General features: G+C 74.8%; 17 protein-coding genes and 1 pseudogene. 10 read left to right on the top strand and 8 right to left on the bottom strand.

Annotation, left to right across the window (positions count from 1 at the left end; translation table 11 throughout):
• The first annotated feature begins 31 nt into the window (after window positions 1-31).
• Entirely contained in the window at window positions 32-475 is a 444-nt protein-coding gene (locus J1792_RS15300; RefSeq protein WP_086571808.1) for a nitroreductase family deazaflavin-dependent oxidoreductase, read from the top strand.
• Window positions 476-497: 22 nt separating this feature from the next.
• Here J1792_RS15300 and J1792_RS15305 read toward each other — a convergent pair whose 3' ends face one another.
• Window positions 498-1184, bottom strand: coding sequence for an AAA family ATPase (locus tag J1792_RS15305; protein ID WP_086571806.1), 687 nt, complete (start codon window positions 1182-1184; stop codon window positions 498-500).
• A 260-nt stretch (window positions 1185-1444) separates the two neighbouring features.
• On the opposite strand from J1792_RS15305, the gene J1792_RS15310 reads away from it, so the two are divergent.
• Window positions 1445-1699, top strand: a complete 255-nt coding sequence (locus J1792_RS15310) for a hypothetical protein (protein WP_143587727.1) — start codon at window positions 1445-1447, stop codon at window positions 1697-1699.
• On the opposite strand, the gene J1792_RS15315 is transcribed toward J1792_RS15310, so the two are convergent.
• Entirely contained in the window at window positions 1679-2500 is an 822-nt protein-coding gene (locus J1792_RS15315) for a VOC family protein (protein WP_207247477.1), read from the bottom strand. The genes J1792_RS15310 and J1792_RS15315 overlap by 21 nt on opposite strands.
• Window positions 2501-2720: 220 nt before the next feature.
• On the opposite strand from J1792_RS15315, the gene J1792_RS15320 reads away from it, so the two are divergent.
• Entirely contained in the window at window positions 2721-4001 is a 1281-nt protein-coding gene (locus J1792_RS15320) for a globin domain-containing protein (RefSeq protein ID WP_242705125.1), read from the top strand.
• A 1-nt stretch (window position 4002) separates the two neighbouring features.
• Here the strand turns inward: J1792_RS15320 and J1792_RS15325 are convergent, their stop codons facing one another.
• On the bottom strand, window positions 4003-4656 hold the full coding sequence (locus tag J1792_RS15325; RefSeq protein WP_207247479.1) for a response regulator: 654 nt from the start codon (window positions 4654-4656) through the stop codon (window positions 4003-4005).
• A 16-nt stretch (window positions 4657-4672) separates the two neighbouring features.
• Window positions 4673-5815 (bottom strand): annotated as a pseudogene (locus J1792_RS15330) (sensor histidine kinase); the annotation flags it as partial.
• Between the two features lie 312 nt (window positions 5816-6127).
• On the opposite strand from J1792_RS15330, the gene J1792_RS15335 reads away from it, so the two are divergent.
• Window positions 6128-6703, top strand: coding sequence for a GlcG/HbpS family heme-binding protein (locus tag J1792_RS15335; protein ID WP_242705126.1), 576 nt, complete (start codon window positions 6128-6130; stop codon window positions 6701-6703).
• Here J1792_RS15335 and J1792_RS15340 read toward each other — a convergent pair.
• Complete coding sequence (locus tag J1792_RS15340) at window positions 6696-7859, bottom strand: DUF5005 domain-containing protein (RefSeq protein ID WP_086567525.1); 1164 nt, start codon at window positions 7857-7859, stop codon at window positions 6696-6698. The two genes, J1792_RS15335 and J1792_RS15340, sit on opposite strands and share 8 nt — an antisense overlap.
• 123 nt (window positions 7860-7982) lie before the next feature.
• Between J1792_RS15340 and J1792_RS15345 the strand changes: the two genes are divergently transcribed.
• A complete protein-coding gene (locus J1792_RS15345; RefSeq protein WP_207247480.1) occupies window positions 7983-8144 on the top strand; it encodes a hypothetical protein in 162 nt (53 codons plus the stop codon).
• A 7-nt stretch (window positions 8145-8151) separates the two neighbouring features.
• Here the strand turns inward: J1792_RS15345 and J1792_RS15350 are convergent, their stop codons facing one another.
• Both J1792_RS15350 and J1792_RS15355 read right to left on the bottom strand, forming a co-directional pair.
• Window positions 8152-8751 carry a hypothetical protein gene (locus J1792_RS15350; protein WP_086567522.1) on the bottom strand — a complete coding sequence of 200 codons (600 nt, stop codon included), beginning with the start codon at window positions 8749-8751 and terminating at the stop codon, window positions 8152-8154.
• Window positions 8748-10967 (bottom strand): MMPL family transporter, encoded by a 2220-nt coding sequence (locus J1792_RS15355; protein ID WP_207247481.1) that lies wholly within the window; start codon window positions 10965-10967, stop codon window positions 8748-8750. The genes J1792_RS15350 and J1792_RS15355 overlap by 4 nt, the downstream gene beginning before the upstream one ends.
• Window positions 10968-11212: 245 nt before the next feature.
• Between J1792_RS15355 and J1792_RS15360 the strand changes: the two genes are divergently transcribed.
• The 3 genes from J1792_RS15360 (at window position 11213) to J1792_RS15370 (ending at window position 14696) form a co-directional block, all read left to right on the top strand.
• Entirely contained in the window at window positions 11213-13540 is a 2328-nt protein-coding gene (locus tag J1792_RS15360; RefSeq protein WP_207247482.1) for a polyprenyl synthetase family protein, read from the top strand.
• A 157-nt stretch (window positions 13541-13697) separates the two neighbouring features.
• Complete coding sequence (locus J1792_RS15365; RefSeq protein ID WP_207247483.1) at window positions 13698-14270, top strand: hypothetical protein; 573 nt, start codon at window positions 13698-13700, stop codon at window positions 14268-14270.
• A gap of 144 nt (window positions 14271-14414) precedes the next feature.
• Entirely contained in the window at window positions 14415-14696 is a 282-nt protein-coding gene (locus J1792_RS15370) for a hypothetical protein (protein WP_086567531.1), read from the top strand.
• Between the two features lie 7 nt (window positions 14697-14703).
• On the opposite strand, the gene J1792_RS15375 is transcribed toward J1792_RS15370, so the two are convergent.
• Window positions 14704-14889, bottom strand: coding sequence for a hypothetical protein (locus J1792_RS15375; RefSeq protein ID WP_086567515.1), 186 nt, complete (start codon window positions 14887-14889; stop codon window positions 14704-14706).
• A 186-nt stretch (window positions 14890-15075) separates the two neighbouring features.
• Here J1792_RS15375 and J1792_RS15380 point away from each other — a divergent pair, with 186 nt between their 5' ends.
• Both J1792_RS15380 and J1792_RS15385 read left to right on the top strand, forming a co-directional pair.
• Window positions 15076-15873 (top strand): VOC family protein, encoded by a 798-nt coding sequence (locus J1792_RS15380; RefSeq protein WP_086567514.1) that lies wholly within the window; start codon window positions 15076-15078, stop codon window positions 15871-15873.
• A gap of 238 nt (window positions 15874-16111) precedes the next feature.
• A complete protein-coding gene (locus J1792_RS15385; protein ID WP_207247484.1) occupies window positions 16112-18541 on the top strand; it encodes an MMPL family transporter in 2430 nt (809 codons plus the stop codon).
• Window positions 18542-18548: the final 7 nt, after the last annotated feature.

The raw sequence follows: 18548 nt of genomic DNA on the forward strand, positions 1-18548 counted from the left end.
AGCGCCCGGCCCATGATGTTCACTGGGGGGTATGCCTCTTGACGGTGAGTACGAGCCGAGTTCCGCCCAGTGGGTACGCGAGCAGGTCGAGCTCTACGAGAGTTCGGGCGGCACCCAAGGCACCACGATGCGCGGCATGCCGGTGATCATCCTGACGTCGGTCGGGGCGCGCTCGGGCAAGCTCCGCAAGACGCCCCTGATGCGGGTCGAGCACCAGGGCGAGTACGCCGTGGTCGCCTCCCTGGGCGGCGCCCCCAAGCACCCGGTGTGGTACTTCAACCTCAAGGCCCACCCGCGCGTCGAGCTGCGGGACGGCACGGTCAGGAGGGACATGGTCGCCCGGGAGGTCGAGGGCGAGGAGAAGGCCCTGTGGTGGGGGCGCGCGGTCGAGGCGTACCCCGACTACGACGACTACCAGGCCAAGACCGAGCGCGAGATCCCCGTGTTCGTCCTCGAGCCGGCACCGGCCGGCTGACGGCCGGCCACCCGGACACGCCCTAGCGGCCGGTGAACTCCACGGCCGCGACGCGCTCGCGCGACGCCCGGTCGAGCAGCACCACCGAGGCCGCCTCGGCGACGGCGTCCGGCAGCGGGGCACCCCGCTCCGGCCGCCCGTCGGGCCCGCCGAGGGCGGTCAGCAGTTGTTCGAGGCCGCGCCGGTGCCGGTCGAAGACGCGGGCCGGGGCCCAGCGGCCGCGGGCCTCCTGGCCGGCCAGCGCCTCCGCGGCCCCCACGTCCAGCAGCACCACGTGCAGCTCGCGCCCCTGACGCCCCGCGGTCCGGGCCAGCCAGCGGCGCATCCAGGGCCGGCTGCCGCAGTCGTGCACCAGCACCGGCCCGCCGCCGCGCGCCTCCGTGCGCAGCCACCGGACGTGCTCGAGCCGGGCCCAGGGCCGGTACACCGCGTACGGCAGGCGGGCCGGCATCACGGCCTCGCACGCGACATGGACGGTGCGGGGGTCGACGACGGCCGCCGCGCGGGACCAGCGGCGCAGCAGGGTGCTCTTGCCGCTGCCGGGCAGGCCGGAGACGACCACCACGGCGCCCGGCGGGTAGGACAGCACGGCCGGGACGGCGCCCGGCCCCCTGAGGTCCACCAGCCCGCGCGGCCTCAGCGCCGGCTCCGGCTCCCCGGCCGGTCCGGTCCTCGCGACCGTGCCGGCCGGCCCGCCTATATCGCTCACTGTGTCCCCTGTTCCGACCTGTGGTTCCCCCAGCCTCGCACGCGCTCGGCGGGCCCGGTAGAAGCCCCCGCCGGACCGGGCCGGGGACAGGGTGGGAGACGCCGGTGCGGGCCGGTCGGTTGCCCGCGCTCCCGGCTACCGGCCGGCGAAGACGCGGCCCTGGACGCCGGGCACAAGAGGGTGCTGCGACAGGGGAAGCAGAAAGGGAAGGAGGGATGCTGCGGCAGTGTCCGGAATACACCGTCATCGTTGAAGAAACCATGAAGAATCACATCATGACGCGCCGCGCGGCCGGATCGGTTCTCCTCGCCGCGTGCGGCCTCGCCCTCTCCGCGGGCACCGCGCAGGCGGCCGGCGAGGGCGGTGCCAAGGCCCCTTCCCTGACCGAGCGGGTCTCCCGGCTGGCGTCCGTGGACGCCGCCCCCGTGGGCCGGGCCGCCTCCCTGGTGAAGAACGAGATCCCCAAGGAGGCCACCGGGAAGATCTACCTCCGCTCACCCCTGGCCGGCGCCTGATCCGCCGGCGTCCGACGCGGGGGCCAGCGCCACGAAGTCGGCGCCGGAGGGGTCCTGGCACACGGCCAGCCGTCCGACCCCCTCCATGTCCTCCGGTCCCATCTGCACAGCGCCACCGTTGCCCGTGATCGCGGCGACGGTGGCGTCGCAGTCGGTCACGCCGAAGACCGGGTGCCAGTAGGGCCGGCCGTCGTTGAGGGCCAGGTGCTCCCGGGGGAGCTGCATGATGCCGCCCTGCATGCGCTCCTCGCCGCAACCGGCGGGGGTGACGAGGGTGTACGTACCGCCGCCGCCCGGCAGCGGAATGTCCGACGTCTGCCAGTCGAACAGGGAGCCGTAGAAGTCCCGCGCGGCCGTGGCGTCCGTGGTGTAGAGCTCGGTCCAGGCCAGCGTGCCGGGCATGTCGACCGCTTCCAGGCCCTGGCTCGTACCGGGCTGCCACACCGCGAACTGCCCGCCCAGCGGATCGGTGAGCTGGGCCATCATCCCCTCGCCGTCGGCGTCCACCGGGGCGACCCGCACCCGCCCGCCCGCGCGCTCGGTGGTCTGGGCCGCGGTGCGGGCGTCCGGGGTGTTGAAGTAGATCATCCAGGCCGAGCGGGCCCCCTCCTCGGTGAGCCGGCCCAGCCCGCCCACCGTCCTGCCATTCAGCTTGAAGATGCCGTAACCGGCCGTCTCGGGGCCGCCGGTCTCGAACTCCCAGCCGAAGACGGCCCGGTAGAAGCCGGCCGTCGCACCCAGGTCGGGGGTGCCCAGGTCGATCCAGCACGGAGAGCCGGGACGGAAATCGGTGGTGATCATGGGCTGCCCTTCGCCGGTCCTCGTCTGGTCCGCGCCGGAATCCCGGGGCGGTCTCCCTGTCGCACCCGCCCGGGCCCTCGCCCCGACAGCCTGTCACCGGGCACCCGCACCCGCCCCCCGGAACAGGGCCGTTCGGCCCTGTCGCCCCGGGCCGAACGGGCACTTTTGGGCGGTGTCATACTGCTTTGCCACCCCACCCCCTTCACCGGAGATCCGGCCTGTGAACACCAGCACCCAGGGCAACGACTACTACGCGCTGCTGGCGAGGCACGACGCGATGCGGCTGCGCAGGCAGCTGCTCTCGCCGGGCGCGTTATCCCCCCGGGACGACTCCCCGGCGCTTGCGCCGGGTCCCGACGACGCCGACCGGCGGCTGATCCGCCGTGAGCTCCCCCTGGTCACGCCCTTCGAGGACCTCATCACCCACCTGTACGAGGTGATGTTCCGGCGCTGGCCCTACCTGAGGTCCCTCTTCCCCGAGTCCATGGCCTTCCAGCGCGAGCACCTCGCCCGGATGTTCCATTACCTGACGGAGAATCTGGACCACCCCGACGAGGTGGCCGCCACGTTCACCCGGCTGGGCCGCGACCACCGCAAGCTCGGCGTCCGGCCGGCGCACTACGAGGCCTTCGAGGCCGCGCTCTGCGAGGCGCTGAAGATCCGGGCGGGCGAGCGGTGGAGCGCCGAGCTGGAGGGGGCCTGGCTACGCATGCTGCGGGCCGCCGTCGACGCCATGGTCGCCGGCGCGGACGCCGCCATCGGCGAACCGCCCTCCTGGCACGCCGTGGTCGTCGCCCACGAACTCCGCCGCCCCGGCCTCGCGGTGCTGCGCGTACGGACCCATGAGGCCTACCCCTACCGGGCCGGGCAGTACGCCGCGGTGGAGTCGCCGCTGCTGCCGCACGCCTGGCGGCACTACTCGATGGCCTGCGCGCCCCGGGCCGACAACGTCGTGGAGTTCCACGTCCGGCAGACCGGCACGGGAGGCGTCAGCGAGGCGCTCGTCCGCCGCACCGGCGTGGGCGACACGCTGCGGCTCGGCCCCGCGAAGGGGCAGATGACCCTGGGCGGCGAACTCACGCGCGACCTGCTGCTCGTGGCGGGCGGCACGGGACTCGCCCCCCTCAAGGCCCTGCTGCAGGAGGTGTCCGCCCGCCCCTCCGGGCACCGGCTGGTCCACCTCGCCGTCGGCGCCCGGAATCGCGCCGACCTGTACGACGGCGACTGGCTCGCCGACCTGGAGAGCCGGCGGCCGTGGCTGCGCGTGGTGCCCGTGCTCGGCGACGAGAGCACGATCCGCGGGGGCGGCACGGTCCTCGACGCCCTCCGGCGGCAGGACGGCGGCTGGTCGAACAGGACGGCCTACGTCAGCGGCCCGCCGGCGATGGTCGCCGCCACGGTCGCACGGCTGACGGAGATGGGCCTGCCCGCCGGGCGGATCCACCACGACCCCCTCCCGCACGCCCCCCGGCACGCCGCTGCGCCCGCCCACCGGCGGTGACTCAGGGCAGCAGCCGCCGCTCCTTGGCCACGGCCACCGCGCCCGCGCGGGTGTCCACGCCGAGCTTGGCGTAGATCCGGCCCAGATGGGTCTTGACCGTGGCCTCGCTGATGAACAGCGCCCGGGCGATCTCCCGGTTGCCCAGGCCGCGCGCCAGCTGGCCGAGGATGTCCTGCTCCCGCTCGGTGAGAGTGCCGGGAGCCGCCCCGCCGCGCATGTGCGCCATGACCCGGCCGACGACCGGCTGGGAGAAGGCGGTCCGGCCCCGGGCCGCCGCGTGGATCGCGGCGAACAACTCCTCGGGGCGCTCCGCCTTCAGCAGGTAGCCGGTCGCCCCGGCCTCGACCGCCCGCCGGACGTCCGCGTCGGTGTCATAGGTCGTCAGGACCAGGACGTACGGCGCGCCGGGCGCGGCGGTGATGCGGCGGGTGGCCTCCACGCCGTCGATGCCGCCCGCCGCGCCCGTGACCGGGCCGAGCTGCAGGTCCATCAGCACCACGTCCGGCCGCAGCCGTCCGGCCAGCGCGACGGCCTCCTCGCCGCTGCCGGTCTCGCCGACCACCTCGATGCCCGGCTCGCTGGCCAGCAGGGCCAGCAGACCGGCCCGGACGACGACGTGGTCGTCGCACAGCAGCAGGCGTACGGGGGCGTTCATGAGGACTCCGAGGGGAGGGCGCGGGGGTGTGCGGGGGAAGGGGGACGCGGGCGGAGACGACGGTGCCCTCGCCGGGCGCCGACTCCACGCTGAGCCGGCCGCCGACCTGCTCGGCGCGGGCGCGCATGCCGGGCAGGCCGTGCCCGCGGCCCCGGCCCGGCCGCCGCCGCTCCCCGCCGCGCGGGCCCAGGCCCCGCCCGTCGTCGGCCACGTCGAGGACCACCTGGTCGTCCAGGCAGGTGAGGGTCAGGGCCGCGTGGCGGGCGCCGGAGTGCTCGCGGACGTTGGCCAGCGCCCCCTGGGCGATGCGCAGCAGGGCCGACTCGACCCGCGCGGGCAGCTCTCCCGGCTCGCCCTCGAGGTGGAAGCGCACCGTGAGGGCGTCGTCCGACTCCCGCTCGGCCAGGCCGCGCAGGGCCCTGGCCAGCGGCACGCCGCGCTCGAGGTCGGGCGGCGCGAGGTCGTGGACGAAGCGGCGGGCCTCGGCCAGACCGCGGGCGGCGATCCGGGTGGCCGTCCGCACGTGGGCGCGTGCCGTGGCCGGGTCGGCGTCCCAGACCCGGTCCGCCGCCTGGAGCAGCATCCCCTGGCTGGACAGGCCCTGCGCGAGGGTGTCGTGGATCTCCATCGACAGCCGCTGCCGCTCCGCCAGGGTGCCCTCGCGCCGCTCGGTGGCGGCCAGCTCGCGGCGGGTGCGCAGCAGGTCGTCGATCAGCGCCCGCTGCCGGGCCGCCTGCCGCTCCATGTGGACGAAGACGGCGGTCGCCATCGCGGCGACGACCGGCGGGGCGACCACCAGGGCGGGGTCGAAGCCGAAGAGGCTGATCTGCGCGGCCGTCACGAAGACCGTCAGGACGGCGATCAGAATCAGGGCGGCGCGGGCGGGCAGCACCCGCAGGCTCGTGTAGACCAGCGGGATCGCGCACCACGCGAAGCTGGGGGCGAGCACGACGAGCACGGCCCACACCGCGACGAGCGCGCCGAGCCACAGCCGCCGCTTCGCGGTGGCGCGGTCGTCGTCGCGGCCGATCCCGTACAGCAGGGCGAGCACCGCGCTCAGGGCCACGACCCAGGCGGTGCGCGGGTCGCCGGGGTGGCGGATCAGGAAGCGGACGAGGGAGGCGCCCAGCAGGAGGAGGAACGCGCTGTGCCTGACCATGGCGAGCCACCAGGCGTCGGGCTCCCGGTCCGGCTTCCGGTCCGGCTCCCGTTCCGGGGTGTGCGCTGGGTCGGCGTGCACGTATTTCGTCTCCTTCTCGCGTGGCTCGTCGTGCCGCGCCTCTGCGCGCGGCGGGGATCTCCCTTCTCCTGTCCTAAACCGTGCGGGGCCGCCGCGCATCATCCGATCGGTTGACACGGGGTCGTCCGTACCGCCCCGGCGGAGCAGCCGGAACGGCGATCCCCGGGGGCGGGCCCGGATTCGAGGATGAGGTCGTCGCACCAGCCCGTCCCCTTTTACCGAGGAGTCACCGTGCCGAACACCGAGAAGCCCTCCCGCCGTCCGTCCACCCGCGCCCGGGTGCTGACCGGCGTCGCCGCCGCGGCCGCCGTCGGCGCCGCCACCTTCGGCGCCGTCTCCGCGACCGCCTCCCCGGCCGCGGGCCAGGCGGCCCCCGTCCAGGCGGCCGGCGGCGGCCTCACCCGGTCGTCCCACCTGTCGGTGGACTCGGCGACCAAGGCGGCGCAGGCCGCGCTGGCGGCCGCGCGCAAGGACGGGCAGAAGGTGACCGTCGCCGTCGTCGACCGCAACGGCAACACCGTCGTCGTCCTGCGCGGCGACGGCGCGGGCCCGCAGTCCTACGAGTCCGCCCAGCGCAAGGCGTACACCGCCGTGTCCTGGAACGCCCCCACGTCCGAGCTGGTCAAGCGCCTCGAGCAGACGCCGAACCTCAAGGACATCCCCGGCACCCTCTTCCTGCCGGGCGGCACCCCGGTCCAGGCGGACGGCGCCCCGGTCGCGGGCATCGGCGTCGCGGGCGCCCCGAGCGGGGACCTGGACGAGAAGTACGCCCGGGCGGGCGCGGCCGGGCTCGGCGCGGTCAAGTAGCGGGCGCGAGTGTGATGCGCAGGAACCGCGGCCGGTAGATGGCCGCGCGGCGGATGACGTCGCGCGGCTCCAGGCTGTTGACGTTGTAGGAGACGACGAGTTCCCGGCGGCCCCGGCGCTCGAGCTCGGGATGCTCGTGCGGGTTGTAGGCGATGACGTCCGCGTCGTGGTACGTGCCGTGGGGTCCGGCCTCCGGCGCGGTGTGGACCGTCCGGGGCCGGGTGAAGGGGCCGCCGGGATCCCGGGCCCAGGCGAGCTGCGTCTCGGCGCTGAACGGCTGGTCGGCGCGCTGGGTCACCAGCGCGTACCAGTCGCCGTGCCGGACCACGCTGAGCTCGTCGGAGGTGAGCAGCGCGGCGCCGCCGGGGCCGGTCAGCCGGGCGGCGTCCGCCTCGCGGGCGGACCAGCCGCCGCGGGCGGTGCGGTAGCGCCACGGCCGCCGCAGGTCGCTCCCCTCGACGCGGGCCAGCCGCAGGTGGTGGGCGCCCGACGCGGCGGGTTCGGTGCCGTAGACATAGGTGTACGCCCCCCGGCGCTCGAGCCACGCGCCCCAGGAGACGCCGGACGAGGACGGCAGCGGGGTCGGCGAGGCGGGCCGGGACAGCGCCGTGGTGCGGAAGCGGGCCAGGACGTTGCCGCGCCAGGCCAGGTCCAGCGGGCCGCTGCCGGTGCGGGCGTAGCGCGCGTAGACGACGCTCACGTCGTTTCCGTCGCGGAGTGCGGCCCGTGCCCAGTACCACTGGCCGGGGTCGGTTCCGGCGACGAGCGGGGCGGGACGCCCGGACGCGTCCCGGCCGGTGACGGTGCGGGGCCCGCCCGCGTTCCAGAGCACGAAGCTGTTGTGGACGAAGGGGGTCGTGCCGCCCTCGCCGATGACGGGGGAGCGGGAGCCGTCGGGCCGTACCGTGCCGAGGAAGGTGTCGGAGAACACCCACAGTTCGCCGGCGGGCGTCGGCACGGAGTACGTGCTGTCGCCGCCCGTCCAGTGACGCGGCGAACGCCCGTGGTCGGCGTACCGGCCGAACGCCTCGTCGAGGGCGCGCAGCGGCCGTACGTCCGTCACGCGCGGCGGCCCGGCGGGGGCCGGTTGCGGGGGCAGGAAGGCGCACAGGGCGGCGAGCGCGGCGAGGACGGCGACCGGCACGGGCATCTTCATGACCCAAGGATCGGCGAGCCGGGCCCGGCCGGGGAGGGTGCCGCGACGGACGGCGGTTCGCGCCGTAGCGCGGGCGCCGCCGTGTGGGTGAGGATGGGCCTGGGCACGGTCCCCGACCCGAACGTGGGTCTCAGCCAGCCGAGCTCGGTCACCCAACTGCCCGACGGCTGCCTGCGCCTGGTCGTCCGCGAGTGGAACCGCAACCGGTTCTGGCAGATCACCGAGCGCGAGCGCTTCGTGTCGTGGGAACCCTGGCGGCTGTGCGCCACCCAGGACTGCGCCTGACGCCGGCTCAGCCGAACGAGATGTTGCCCCGTCCCGCGACGGCCCGCAGCCCGCTGAGGGCGCAGCCGGTCACGTCGGTGGTGGGCACCGCCCAGCCGTGGACGTGGCGCCGCGCCATCCGCCCCGAGACGACGCCGCCGCTGAGGAAGGCGTCGGCCGGGGTGTAGCCGCCGCCCCGGGCGGCGGGTCTGAGGTGGGAGACTCCGGCCCGGTAGCCGCGCTGGGCCCAGCCGTGGTACCAGGTGACGGTGCCGGATCCCTCGATCCGGTCGGCCGTCAGGCAGTTGGCCATGGCGGAGCCGCGCAGGACCAGCCGTCCGGAGCGCACGCCGCGCTGGCTGCCGTCGGGGGACGTGCAGCGGTCGAGCAGGACGGTGCCCGTCGCCGAGACCTGGCGCATGCGGCCCGTCAGGCTCGGCCGGAAGACGACGGGCTCGCCCGGCGCCGTCTGCAGGGCGCAGTTCAGGGCGGCCGCCGGAGCGCTCCGCGCGGGCACGGCGGTGGCGGGCGGCGCGGTGGGGCCGGCCGCCGTGGTGAGGGCGCCGAGCAGCAGGGCGACGGCGGTCGCGCGGGCGGCCGCGGTGCGGGAGCGTCGGGTGAGGGTCATGTCCGGATCTTCTTCCTCAGGGTCTGTTTCTGCTGGGCCGGCACGGCGCCGGCCGGCGCCGACGGCAGGAAGGCGGTGTGCAGCCCCAGGCGGCGGTGGAGGCGCGGCAGCGGTGCGGGCGCCCACCAGTTGGCCCGGCCGGCCAGCCGCATGAAGGCGGGCACGAGGATCCCGCGCACGACGGTGGCGTCCACGAGGACGGCGAGCGCGATGCCGCACCCGAACATCTTCAGCAGGACGACGTGCGAGGTCAGCAGGGGCAGCACGGCGAGGGCGACGAGCACCGACGCCGTGGTGATCACGCGTCCGGTACGGGCGATGCCGCCGACGACGGCGTCCCGGCAGTCGGCGCCGGCGCGGTACTCCTCCTGGATGCGGGCGATGAGGAACAGCTCGTAGTCCACGGACACCCCGAACGCGAAGCAGAACATCACCACCGGCATGGAGGTCTCCAGCTCGCCGGTCACCGTGAACGGCCCGAGGAGCCCGCGCAGATGGCCCTCCTGGAAGACGAGGACCATCGCCCCGAAGCTCGCGCTCAGGCTCAGCGCGGCCAGGACGACCGCCTTGAGCGGGATGACCACGGACCCGGTGAACAGGAAGAGCAGGACCAGCACACAGCCGATGAGCAGCGCCCCGATGAACGGCACGGAGTGCGCCAGCGCCGACTTGGTGTCCAGCACGCGGGCCGGGGTGCCGGTGACCAGGTGCGGGCCCGGTGAGGGCAGTGCGCGCAGGGTCCGTACCAGCGCGGGGTCCTGGGACGTCGGCCCCGATCCGGTGACGGCCAGCCAGGTGCCGCCGTCGGTGATCTGCAGCAGTGATCCGGGCGTGGGGCCGGCGACCTCGCGTCCGTGGGCGTAGGTGCCCAGTCCCGTCACCACGCGGGAGACGTCGGGGCGCGCGGAGAGCCGGCGGGCGTAGCCGGTCACCTCCGCCTCCTGCTCGACGGCGTCGGTGGCGGGCAGCAGCACGGTGACGGCCCGGTCCCACGGGAGCGCGAAGTCGCGCCCGATGCCCGCGGCGACCGCGTGCGACTCCAGCTCGGGAGGCAGGACGCGGTAGTCGGTGACGCCGAAGCGGACGTGGGTGAACGGCAGCGCGGAGGCGGCGAGCAGCAGCACGCAGCTGCCGCCGGCCAGCAGCGGCCGGGCGGTGGCGGCGCGGGCGACGCGCCGCCACAGCGGGCTCTCGTCGGACCGTTCCCGGCGCCACCGGGCGAACGGGTCGCCGCGGTCGATCCACCGGCCGAGGAGCACCAGCAGCGCGGGCAGCAGCGCGGTGGCGAGCCCCGAGCACATCACGACCGCGATGCCCGCGCAGGCCAGCGACCGCAGGAACGGCACGGGGAGCAGCAGCATCGGCGTCAGGCAGACCGCGATCGTGCCGCTGGAGAAGAAGACCGTACGACCGGCGGTGCGCATGGTGCGCAGCGTGGCCTCGCGGTTGTCGCCGCCCGTCGCGGCGAGCTCCTGGCGGTGGCGGCTGACGAGAAACAGGCCGTAGTCGACGGCCAGCCCGAAGCCGAGGGCCGTCACGAGGTTCGTGGCCAGCGCGGACACCGGCATCGCGGTGGCGAGCGCGCACAGCAGCGGATAGGCGCCCAGCACCGCGAACAGCCCCGTCAGCACGGGCAGCAGCGCCGCGACGGGCGAGCCGAAGGCCAGCAGCAGGGCCAGCCCGGTCAGCGGCACGCCCAGCATCTCCGCCCGCAGCAGCTCGTGCCGGCTGACGGAGGTGGCCTGGGCGGAGACGTAGGAGGTGCCGGTGGCCGAGACCCGCAGCGGTCCGTGCCGGCCGGTGAAGCGCGGCACCAGGCGCTCGGCGGCCCGTGCGGTGGTCGCGTCGTCCCCGGCGAGGTCGACGACGAGCAGCGCGCCGCGCCGGTCCGCGCCGAGCAGTTCGGCGGCGCCGGTGTTCCAGTAGGAGTAGACGCGCTCGACGCCCGGCTGCCGGGCCAGGCCGGCGGTCAGTCCGAGGCCGGCGCGGGCGACCGGTTCGTCCGTGACGGGGGAGCGGGCGTCCGCCCGCAGCACCAGGTCCGGCAGGCCCGCGTGGAACCGCTCGGCCAGCACGGCGTCGGCCCGGGCGGCCTCGGTGCCGGTGGCCAGATAGCCGCCGCCGCTGAACTGCGGGTGCGCCCCCATGAGCCACAGCCCCAGCACCGCGCCCAGCAGCGCCGCCCCGGTCAGCACCCGCCAGGGACGGGAGATCACCCACCGCGTCACCATGCTCGTCCACCGTTCCCGTCCGCCTCGGGGGTCGTGTCCCGGGTATACGGGGGCCACCGGGCGCGCCCACGGGCGGCGCGCTGCGTCCTCACCTGGATGGCCGGTCGACGAAGCGTCAATCGCCAGGCGATCAGCATTCGATCGAGTGATGACGCGTGACCGAGTTGACGACTCCGCGGTTACGGCCAGTACGCGTTCCGTACCGCAGGAACCTCCTCCTTGGGACTCCCGTGAACAAGCACTTCGCTCAGGATCCGCCCCACCCGGACCGCGCCGTGGAGCGGTGGTGCGTCAACGCCCGCGTACGGACGGCCGAGGGGAACGAACACGGCCTGTCCGTCCTCTTCCTGTGCCACCGTCAGGATCCCGGCGGCACGCCGGCCCGGCCGTCCGCCCACACCCTCATCTGGTCGCACACCGACCACACCAGGAACGGCCACACCTTCGAGTCCTGGCTGGACGACGCCGCCTTCGCCCGCGCCCGATCGGCGATCCAGGACGGCGGCGGGGCCTGGGACCCCCACGTCCGCCGGGCCGTCCTGGACATCCTGGCCGACGGCCGGCCCCTGCTCCCCGACCGGCTGCTGCCGGCGCCCGTACGCGTCGACGCGCACCGGCTGGACCTGGACTTCGGGGGCGTCGCCACCCTGCGGCGGAACCCCGACGGCTCCTACGCGCTGACGGTGACCGGCCAGGAGGAGGGCTTCGCGCTGACCGTCCGGCCCCGCAGGGCCCCGCTGCCGCTGAGCGCCGGCGAAGGACCCGACGGCCTCGTCGTCTCCTGCCTGCCCCGCATGGCGGCCGACGGCACGCTGACCGCACCCGGCCGCGCCCCCGCGCCCGTCACCGGCGAGGCGTGGCTGGAGCGCTCCTTCGCGGGGGTGCCCGGCCGGGCACCCGGCCCCGACGACGCGCCGAGCGCCCGGATGTGGGCGCAGGTGCGGCTGGACAACGGCTGGGACGCGACGGTCCTGCGTACCAGCCTCGTCGAGGAGACGGCCGACGCGCCGCCGCCGGACGCCGCCGGACCGGACCGGCCCATGGCCACCCACACCGCGACGGAACAGCACACGGTGTGTGCCCTGGCAGGCCCCGGCGGCCCCGCCCGCCCCGTGACGGCCGACCTGCGCACCGTCCGGCGCTGGGACTCCTCACTCACCCTCAACTCCTATCCCGTCGGCACCCGGCTGCGGATCCCCGAGGCCGGCCTGGACGTGCGCCTGACCGCCGCGCCGCGCGACCAGGAGGTCCTGTCGATGTCCGTGGGACGCGCCTTCTGGCAGGGCGAGTGCGAGGTCGAGGGCACCATGGCCGGGCGGCCCGTGCGCGGCCACGCACGCGTGGAGTTCGTCCCGCCCCATGTCATCGGCGACCTCGAGGACTTCATGCGCCGCGTCGGCCGCCTCACCCGCGCGGAAGTACACCGCTACTACCCCGACGCCGCGGACGGCGCCGTGCTGCGCGGCCTGGCCGGCCTCGAGGGCCACACGCCGCTCGACGACCCCTCGGCCGCAGAGGTGCACGCCCAACTCGTCCTGCCCGTACGCCACCTGACGGACCTGGGGGGAAAGACCTGGCGTTCGTTCGCGTCGGCCTGCGTCATGGCCCTCTTCTGCCGTCACGCCGACCGCTACCGCCCTCTGATGGCCGTCACCGAGCTGCTGCACGCCGGATCCCTGATCGTCGACGACGTCGAGGACGACTCCCCACTGCGCCGCGGCGGGCCCACCGTCCACGAGGTCTTCGGCGTGCCGACCGCCATCAACGCGGGCACGGCGGCCTACTTCGTGTTCGACCGGGTGGCGGACGACGTCCTGCCCGAGGACCCCGTGCTGCGCCTGCGCGTGTACCGGGCCTTCCTGCGCGCCCTGCGGGCCGGCCACGCCGGGCAGGCGCTCGACATCGCCGGACACGGCCCGGCCATGGACGCCGCCGTGGCCACCGGCGACCCTTCGGCGCTGCTCGAGCGGCTGCACTCCACCCACCGGCTCAAGTCCGGCCTGCCGGTACGGATGTTCGCCGAGGCCAGCGCCCTGATGACCGGCGCGCGGGAGGAGCAGATCGCCGCCGTCGGCGCGTATTTCGAGGCCGTCGGGGTCGCCTACCAGATCAGCGACGACGTCGCGGACCTGCGCGGCATCGGCACCGTCAGGCACCAGGGGCGCCGCCGCGCGGCCAAGCGCGTGGCGGAGGACCTGCTGAACGGCAAGGTCACCGTGCCCCTGGCGCACGCCGTGCCGCTGCTGTCGCCCGAGCGCCGGCGCTCCGTATGGGCCGCCGTGCGCGGCGGGCGGGCCACGCCCGCGGTCGCGGCGGCCGTGGCCGCCGTGCTCACCGAGTGCGGCGCGGTGGACGCCGCCCGCGCCCACGCGGTCCGGCTGCTCGACGAGGCGTGGCCCGCCGTCGACGCGGCGCTGCCGCCGACGATGCCCAAGGCGCTCCTGCGCGGCCTGGGCCGCTACGCCGCGCAGCGCGAGGACGACGTCCCCGACGTCGTCGCGCCCGCCCAGCCGCCGGCCCCCCGCAAGCCGCTGCGGCTGACCGGGGACCGGGTTTGACATCCAGCCACACAGGCTCTTAGGTAAGCCTCACCTAAAAACGGGAGGTTGCCGTGAGTGCCGTGAGTCCCATATCGCCCATATCCATATGTTCCGCGGTGAACCCTGCGGTGAGCCTCCGCGCTGCCCGCCTCACGCGTGCCCCCGGGGCCAGACCATGACGCTCCTCGCCCCGCACGCTCCCGCCCCCGCCGGTCCTGCACTGGCCGAATCCGAGCGCCTGATCCCCCGTGGCGTCGTCCACCTGCTCGCGGCCGGCGCCGCCTGCGCGGTGTGGGCCGCGGCCGTCTGGGCCGCGCCGCACGTGCACGCCGACCCCCTCCTGCACCGGGTGGCGCTCTTCGCCCACCTGGCCTGCCTGCTCGTCGGCTTCGGCGCCGTACTGACCGTCGACTGGATCGGGGCGCTGTGGCTTATGGGCCGGCGCAGCCTCGGCGACGTCCTCTCCGCCGCCGGCGCGGTGCACGCGCCGATATGGGGCGGCCTGGTGGGCCTGACCGCCAGCGGCGTCTTCCTGCACCCGGACACCGGCTCCACCCTCACCCGGGTCAAGCTCTGCCTGGTCCTCCTCGTCGCCCTCAACGGCGTCCACGCCATGGCCCTGCACCGGCGCCTCCTCGGCCACCGCGCCTCGCGCCCGCTGCTCGCCCGCTGCGCCGCGAGCGTGCTCCTCTCTCAGGCCGGCTGGTGGGGCGCGACCGGCATCGGCTTCCTCAACAGCAGCGCCTGACGGTCCCTCGCGCCATCCGCCGGCTGCCCGTCGGCCATCCGTCGTGAATGCTCCAAGAACCTTCTGACCTGGGCCGATTGTCAGTGCCCCGCAGTAAAATCGAAGAGTCGAGGAAGAGCGCACGACCACGTCAGGAGGATGCCGATGGCTGTCGCCGCAACGTCCCTTACCGAGCTGCCGAGCCTTGCGACCCTGCCCAGGAAGAGGCTGCCCGCCGGGCGCCCGCGCGAGTGGTACGAGTCGCACAACCGCCGGCTGAAGGCCATGCGCCTGGCCATCGCCCTGCTCCACTCCGGCGTCTACCGCCCGAGGACGGCGAGCAACCGCAGGATACGGAGGGTGGCCATCGAGATCGGGGTGCACCGCCCCTCCGACGTCACCTGCCGGATGGTGCGCACCCTCATCCGCGACGAGAACGGCCGCTGACGCGCGCCTAGTCGCCCGGACGCCGGTCCTTCGCCTCCGCGCCGGGGGCGAGGGGCCGGCCGGACCGGCCGTACGGCGCACGGGCCGCCGGGATGCCGGGCACGCGGCCGGCCCTGCCCGGCGCGGCGACCGGACCGCCCAGCAGACCGAGCACGGCGGCGGTTCCGAGGGTCATGACGGCGGGACGGCGCATGAAGTACCTCTTATCCGGTCATCGGTTTTGACATAGCAGTGCCTGCCCTCACCCCTGGTCGCACAAGCACCATGTCGCCCGTACGGGGCAAGGGGAATCGTCACCTCGGTCGTGCGTACGCACCGGAAGGTGGTCATCCGGTTAGCGTGAAGCCGGATCATCCACCGATCGGAAGGGGCGAACGCCATGGCCGCACCACCGGAAGGCGTGCCGTGCTGGGCCGACGCGATGTTCGCCGACCTCGAGAGCGCCAAGAGGTTCTACGGCGACGTGCTGGGCTGGACCTTCGGTGAGAGCGCGGCGGAGTACGGCAACTACACCCAGGCCTACTCCGACGGCAAGGCCGTCGCCGCCGTCGTCCCCCCGATGCCGGGGCAGGAGGGCCAGTCCGCCTGGTGCCTGTACTTCTCCTCGCCGGACGCCGCCGCCACGGCCGAGAAGATCCGGGCCAACGGCGGCACCGTACTGCTGGAGCCCATGAAGGTGGGCGACTTCGGCTCCATGCTGCTCGCGCAGGACCCGGGCGGCGTCGCCTTCGGCGTGTGGCAGGCGGGCACCCACCAGGGCTTCGAGAAGCGCGGCGTCCCGGGCGCGTACTGCTGGGCCGAGGTCTTCACACGCGAGCCGGGCAAGGCCGACGCCTTCTTCCCCGCCGTCTTCCCCTACACGGTGAAGCGGATGGAGGACGAGGCGGTCGACTTCAAGGTCTTCAGCGTGGGCGACGAGATCGTCCTGGGCCGGATGCGGATGACGGACGACTTCCCGCCCGAGGTCCCGCCCTACATCAACGTGTTCTTCGCCGTCGGGGACTGCGACGCGACCGTCACGAAGGCGCTCGAGCGCGGCGGGCGGCTGCATTTCGGCCCGGTGGACAGCCCCTTCGGCCGGTTCGCCGCACTCAGCGACCCGCAGGGCGCGGCCTTCGCCGTCATCGACACGGGAACGACGAAGGGCGAGATGCCCAGGCTCACCGCGGATTCCTAGACGCGGGTGTTTCTTCGGGCCTTCGGAGCCGCTGCGGGCCGGGGAAGTGACCGGGAGTAACTCCGGCTACCCGCCGGGGAAGTGACCCGGAGTAACTCCGGCCGCCCACCGAACTTCCGGACGCTCACTCATTCGCTCCACGTTTCCTGCCGGGAATTTCATCACCACGCCATTTAATAGGACGAGTTAATACGACGAGATAACCCGCCAGGTGACGCGGCGAAGGGCGCGATGCGTGATGCTCCTCCACCAGCCCCGCCGCCCGCCCTGGACGCGTACGGCCTACGGAACCCGGCGGCGAGCCGCCGTCCTGCTCGTCCTGCTGGGTCTGGTGGCCCTCGCGGCCGCCGTGGCCGGACACGGCGTCGGCGAACGGCTCGCACCGGGCGGCTGGACGCCGGCCACCGCGCAGTCCACCCGGGCCGACGCCTTCCTGGCCGCCCGCTTCGGCGCCGGCCAGCCCCACCTGATGCTGCTCGCCACCTCGAAGGAACCGGTCGACTCGCCCGAGGCCGCCCGGGCGGGCCGCGCGCTGACCGACCGTCTCACCGCCGACCCCCGGACCGCCTGGGTGCACGGCTACTGGCCGCGGGCCACACCCGAACTGCGCGGCCGCGACGGACACACCGCCGTCGTCGCCGTGCGTTTCAAGGGCGACGAGCGGGCCGTCCTGGCCGCCGGGCGGGCCGTCGCCGCGAGCGAGACCGGGCGCGCCGGGCCGCTGCGGGTCTCCGTCGCCGGCGAGGCCGCGCTGTTCTCCGAGATGGAACGCCTGAGCACCAAGGGCGCGCTGATCGCCGAGATCGTCGTCGCGCCGGTGGTCCTGCTGATCCTGCTGTGGGTCTTCGGCAGCGTGGTGGCCGCCCTGCTGCCCGTGGCCGTCGGCGCGTTCGCCGTCCTCACCACCACCGCGCTGCTGCGCGCGCTGAGCGAGGTGATGACGGTCTCGGTGTTCGTCCTGAACATCGCCACCGCCCTCGGCTTCGGGCTGGCCGTCGACTACTGCCTGCTGCTCGTCAGCCGCTGCCGCGAGGAACTCGCCGACGGTACCTCACCGGTCAGGGCCGTCGAGCGGGCCGTACGCACCGCGGGGCGGGCCGTGCTCTTCTCCGCGACCACCATCGCGGCGGTCCTGGGCACTCTGATGGTCTTCCCGCTCACCCTGACCCGCTCCCTCGCCGTCGGCGGCGCGGCCGTCGCCCTGTGCTCGGCGGCGGGCGCACTGCTGGTGCTGCCGGCGCTGTTGGTGCTGCTGGGGGAGAAGGTCAACGCCTGGGACGCCTTCGCCCGCTGGCGCACCGGCCCCGGCCGGCCGGTCGCCGAAGGGCGCTGGTACCGGCTGGCCATGTGGGTGACCCGGCGGCCGGTCCTCGTCACCCTCGGCACCCTGCTGCTGCTCGGGCTGCTGGCCGCCCCCGGCGCCGGCGCGCGGTTCGGCATGTACGACGACCGCGTCCTGCCCGCCTCCTCACCCGTGGCCCAGGCCTCCCAGCGGCTGCGCCAGGACTTCGCAGGCGGAAGCGGCGCCGCGGCCACCGTCGTGCTCCCGCACCTCCGCGTCCCGCCCGTGAGCGACGCGTCGGCGGGCACCGCGGCCGTCGGCGACGCGTCCGCGAGCGACGCGTCGGGAGGCACCGCACCCGCCGGCGACACGGCAGCGGACGGCACGCCAGGGGGCACCGCACCCGCCGGCGACACGGCAGCGAACGGCACGCCGGGGGGCACCACATCCGCCGGCACCACACCCGCCGGCGACGGGTCCGCCGCCGGCGAGCCCGCCCCGGCGGCACGCGCGGGTGCCGCCGCCGCGACCCGGGTGCACACCTACGCCGCCCGCCTGTCCGGCCTGCCCGGCGTCCGCCAGGTCCGGACCGCGACCGGCGTCTACCACCACGGCCGGCGCATCGCCGCCGCCGGCCCCTGGGCCGCCGGCTTCACCGGGCCGGCCGGCACCTGGCTGGACGTCACCCCCACCTCCGACTCCCCGCTCTCTCCCGACGGCCGCCTGCTGACCGAGCGGCTGCGGGAGGAACCCGCCCCCGCCCGGGCGCTGGTGGGTGGTCCGGGAGCCCGGCTGACCGACACGGAACAGGCCCTCACCGGCCCGCTGCCGCTGGCCATGCTGCTCACTGTGGTCGCCACGCTCGTACTGCTGTTCCTCTACACGCGCAGCCTGCTCGTCCCCGTCAAGGCGGTGCTGCTGAACGCCCTGAGCCTCGCCGCGACGTTCGGCATCATCGTCGCCGTCTTCCAGCAGGGACGCCTGGAGGTCCTGCTCGGCCACGCCCACGGCCCGGCCACCACCGATGTGGTCATTCCGGCGGTGATGTTCTGCACGGCTTTCGGCCTGTCCATGGACTACGAGGTCTTCCTGCTCTCCCGCATCCTCGAGGAACACCGCCGGGGCACGCCCACCGGACTCGCCGTCGCCGTGGGCCTGCAGCGCACGGGGCGGCTGTTCACCTCCGCCGCGCTGATCTTCGCCGTGGTCATGGCGTCGCTGGCCGCCTGCGACCTGATCATGCTTCAGTTCATCGGCTTCGGCCTGGCCGTGGCCGTCGTCATCGACTGCACCCTGGTACGCGCCCTGCTCGTACCCGCGATCATGTCGCTGGCCGGCCGGGCCAACTGGTGGCCCGCCAAGCGGTTGCGCAGAGTGGCCGAATAGACACTCT

Source organism: Streptomyces triculaminicus, assembly GCF_017349075.1.
GTDB lineage: Bacteria > Actinomycetota > Actinomycetes > Streptomycetales > Streptomycetaceae > Streptomyces > Streptomyces triculaminicus.

What these genes read in the sequence shown, in the direction of transcription:
- J1792_RS15325 (WP_207247479.1), bottom strand. Translation starts at nt 4,656, where the DNA reads ATGAACGCCCCCGTACGCCTGCTGCTGTGCGACGACCACGTCGTCGTC.
- J1792_RS15370 (WP_086567531.1), top strand. Translation starts at nt 14,415, where the DNA reads ATGGCTGTCGCCGCAACGTCCCTTACCGAGCTGCCGAGCCTTGCGACC.
- J1792_RS15375 (WP_086567515.1), bottom strand. Translation starts at nt 14,889, where the DNA reads ATGCGCCGTCCCGCCGTCATGACCCTCGGAACCGCCGCCGTGCTCGGT.
- J1792_RS15300 (WP_086571808.1), top strand. Translation starts at nt 32, where the DNA reads ATGCCTCTTGACGGTGAGTACGAGCCGAGTTCCGCCCAGTGGGTACGC.
- J1792_RS15385 (WP_207247484.1), top strand. Translation starts at nt 16,112, where the DNA reads ATGCTCCTCCACCAGCCCCGCCGCCCGCCCTGGACGCGTACGGCCTAC.
- J1792_RS15365 (WP_207247483.1), top strand. Translation starts at nt 13,698, where the DNA reads ATGACGCTCCTCGCCCCGCACGCTCCCGCCCCCGCCGGTCCTGCACTG.
- J1792_RS15310 (WP_143587727.1), top strand. Translation starts at nt 1,445, where the DNA reads ATGAAGAATCACATCATGACGCGCCGCGCGGCCGGATCGGTTCTCCTC.
- J1792_RS15380 (WP_086567514.1), top strand. Translation starts at nt 15,076, where the DNA reads ATGGCCGCACCACCGGAAGGCGTGCCGTGCTGGGCCGACGCGATGTTC.
- J1792_RS15350 (WP_086567522.1), bottom strand. Translation starts at nt 8,751, where the DNA reads ATGACCCTCACCCGACGCTCCCGCACCGCGGCCGCCCGCGCGACCGCC.
- J1792_RS15340 (WP_086567525.1), bottom strand. Translation starts at nt 7,859, where the DNA reads ATGAAGATGCCCGTGCCGGTCGCCGTCCTCGCCGCGCTCGCCGCCCTG.
- J1792_RS15315 (WP_207247477.1), bottom strand. Translation starts at nt 2,500, where the DNA reads ATGATCACCACCGATTTCCGTCCCGGCTCTCCGTGCTGGATCGACCTG.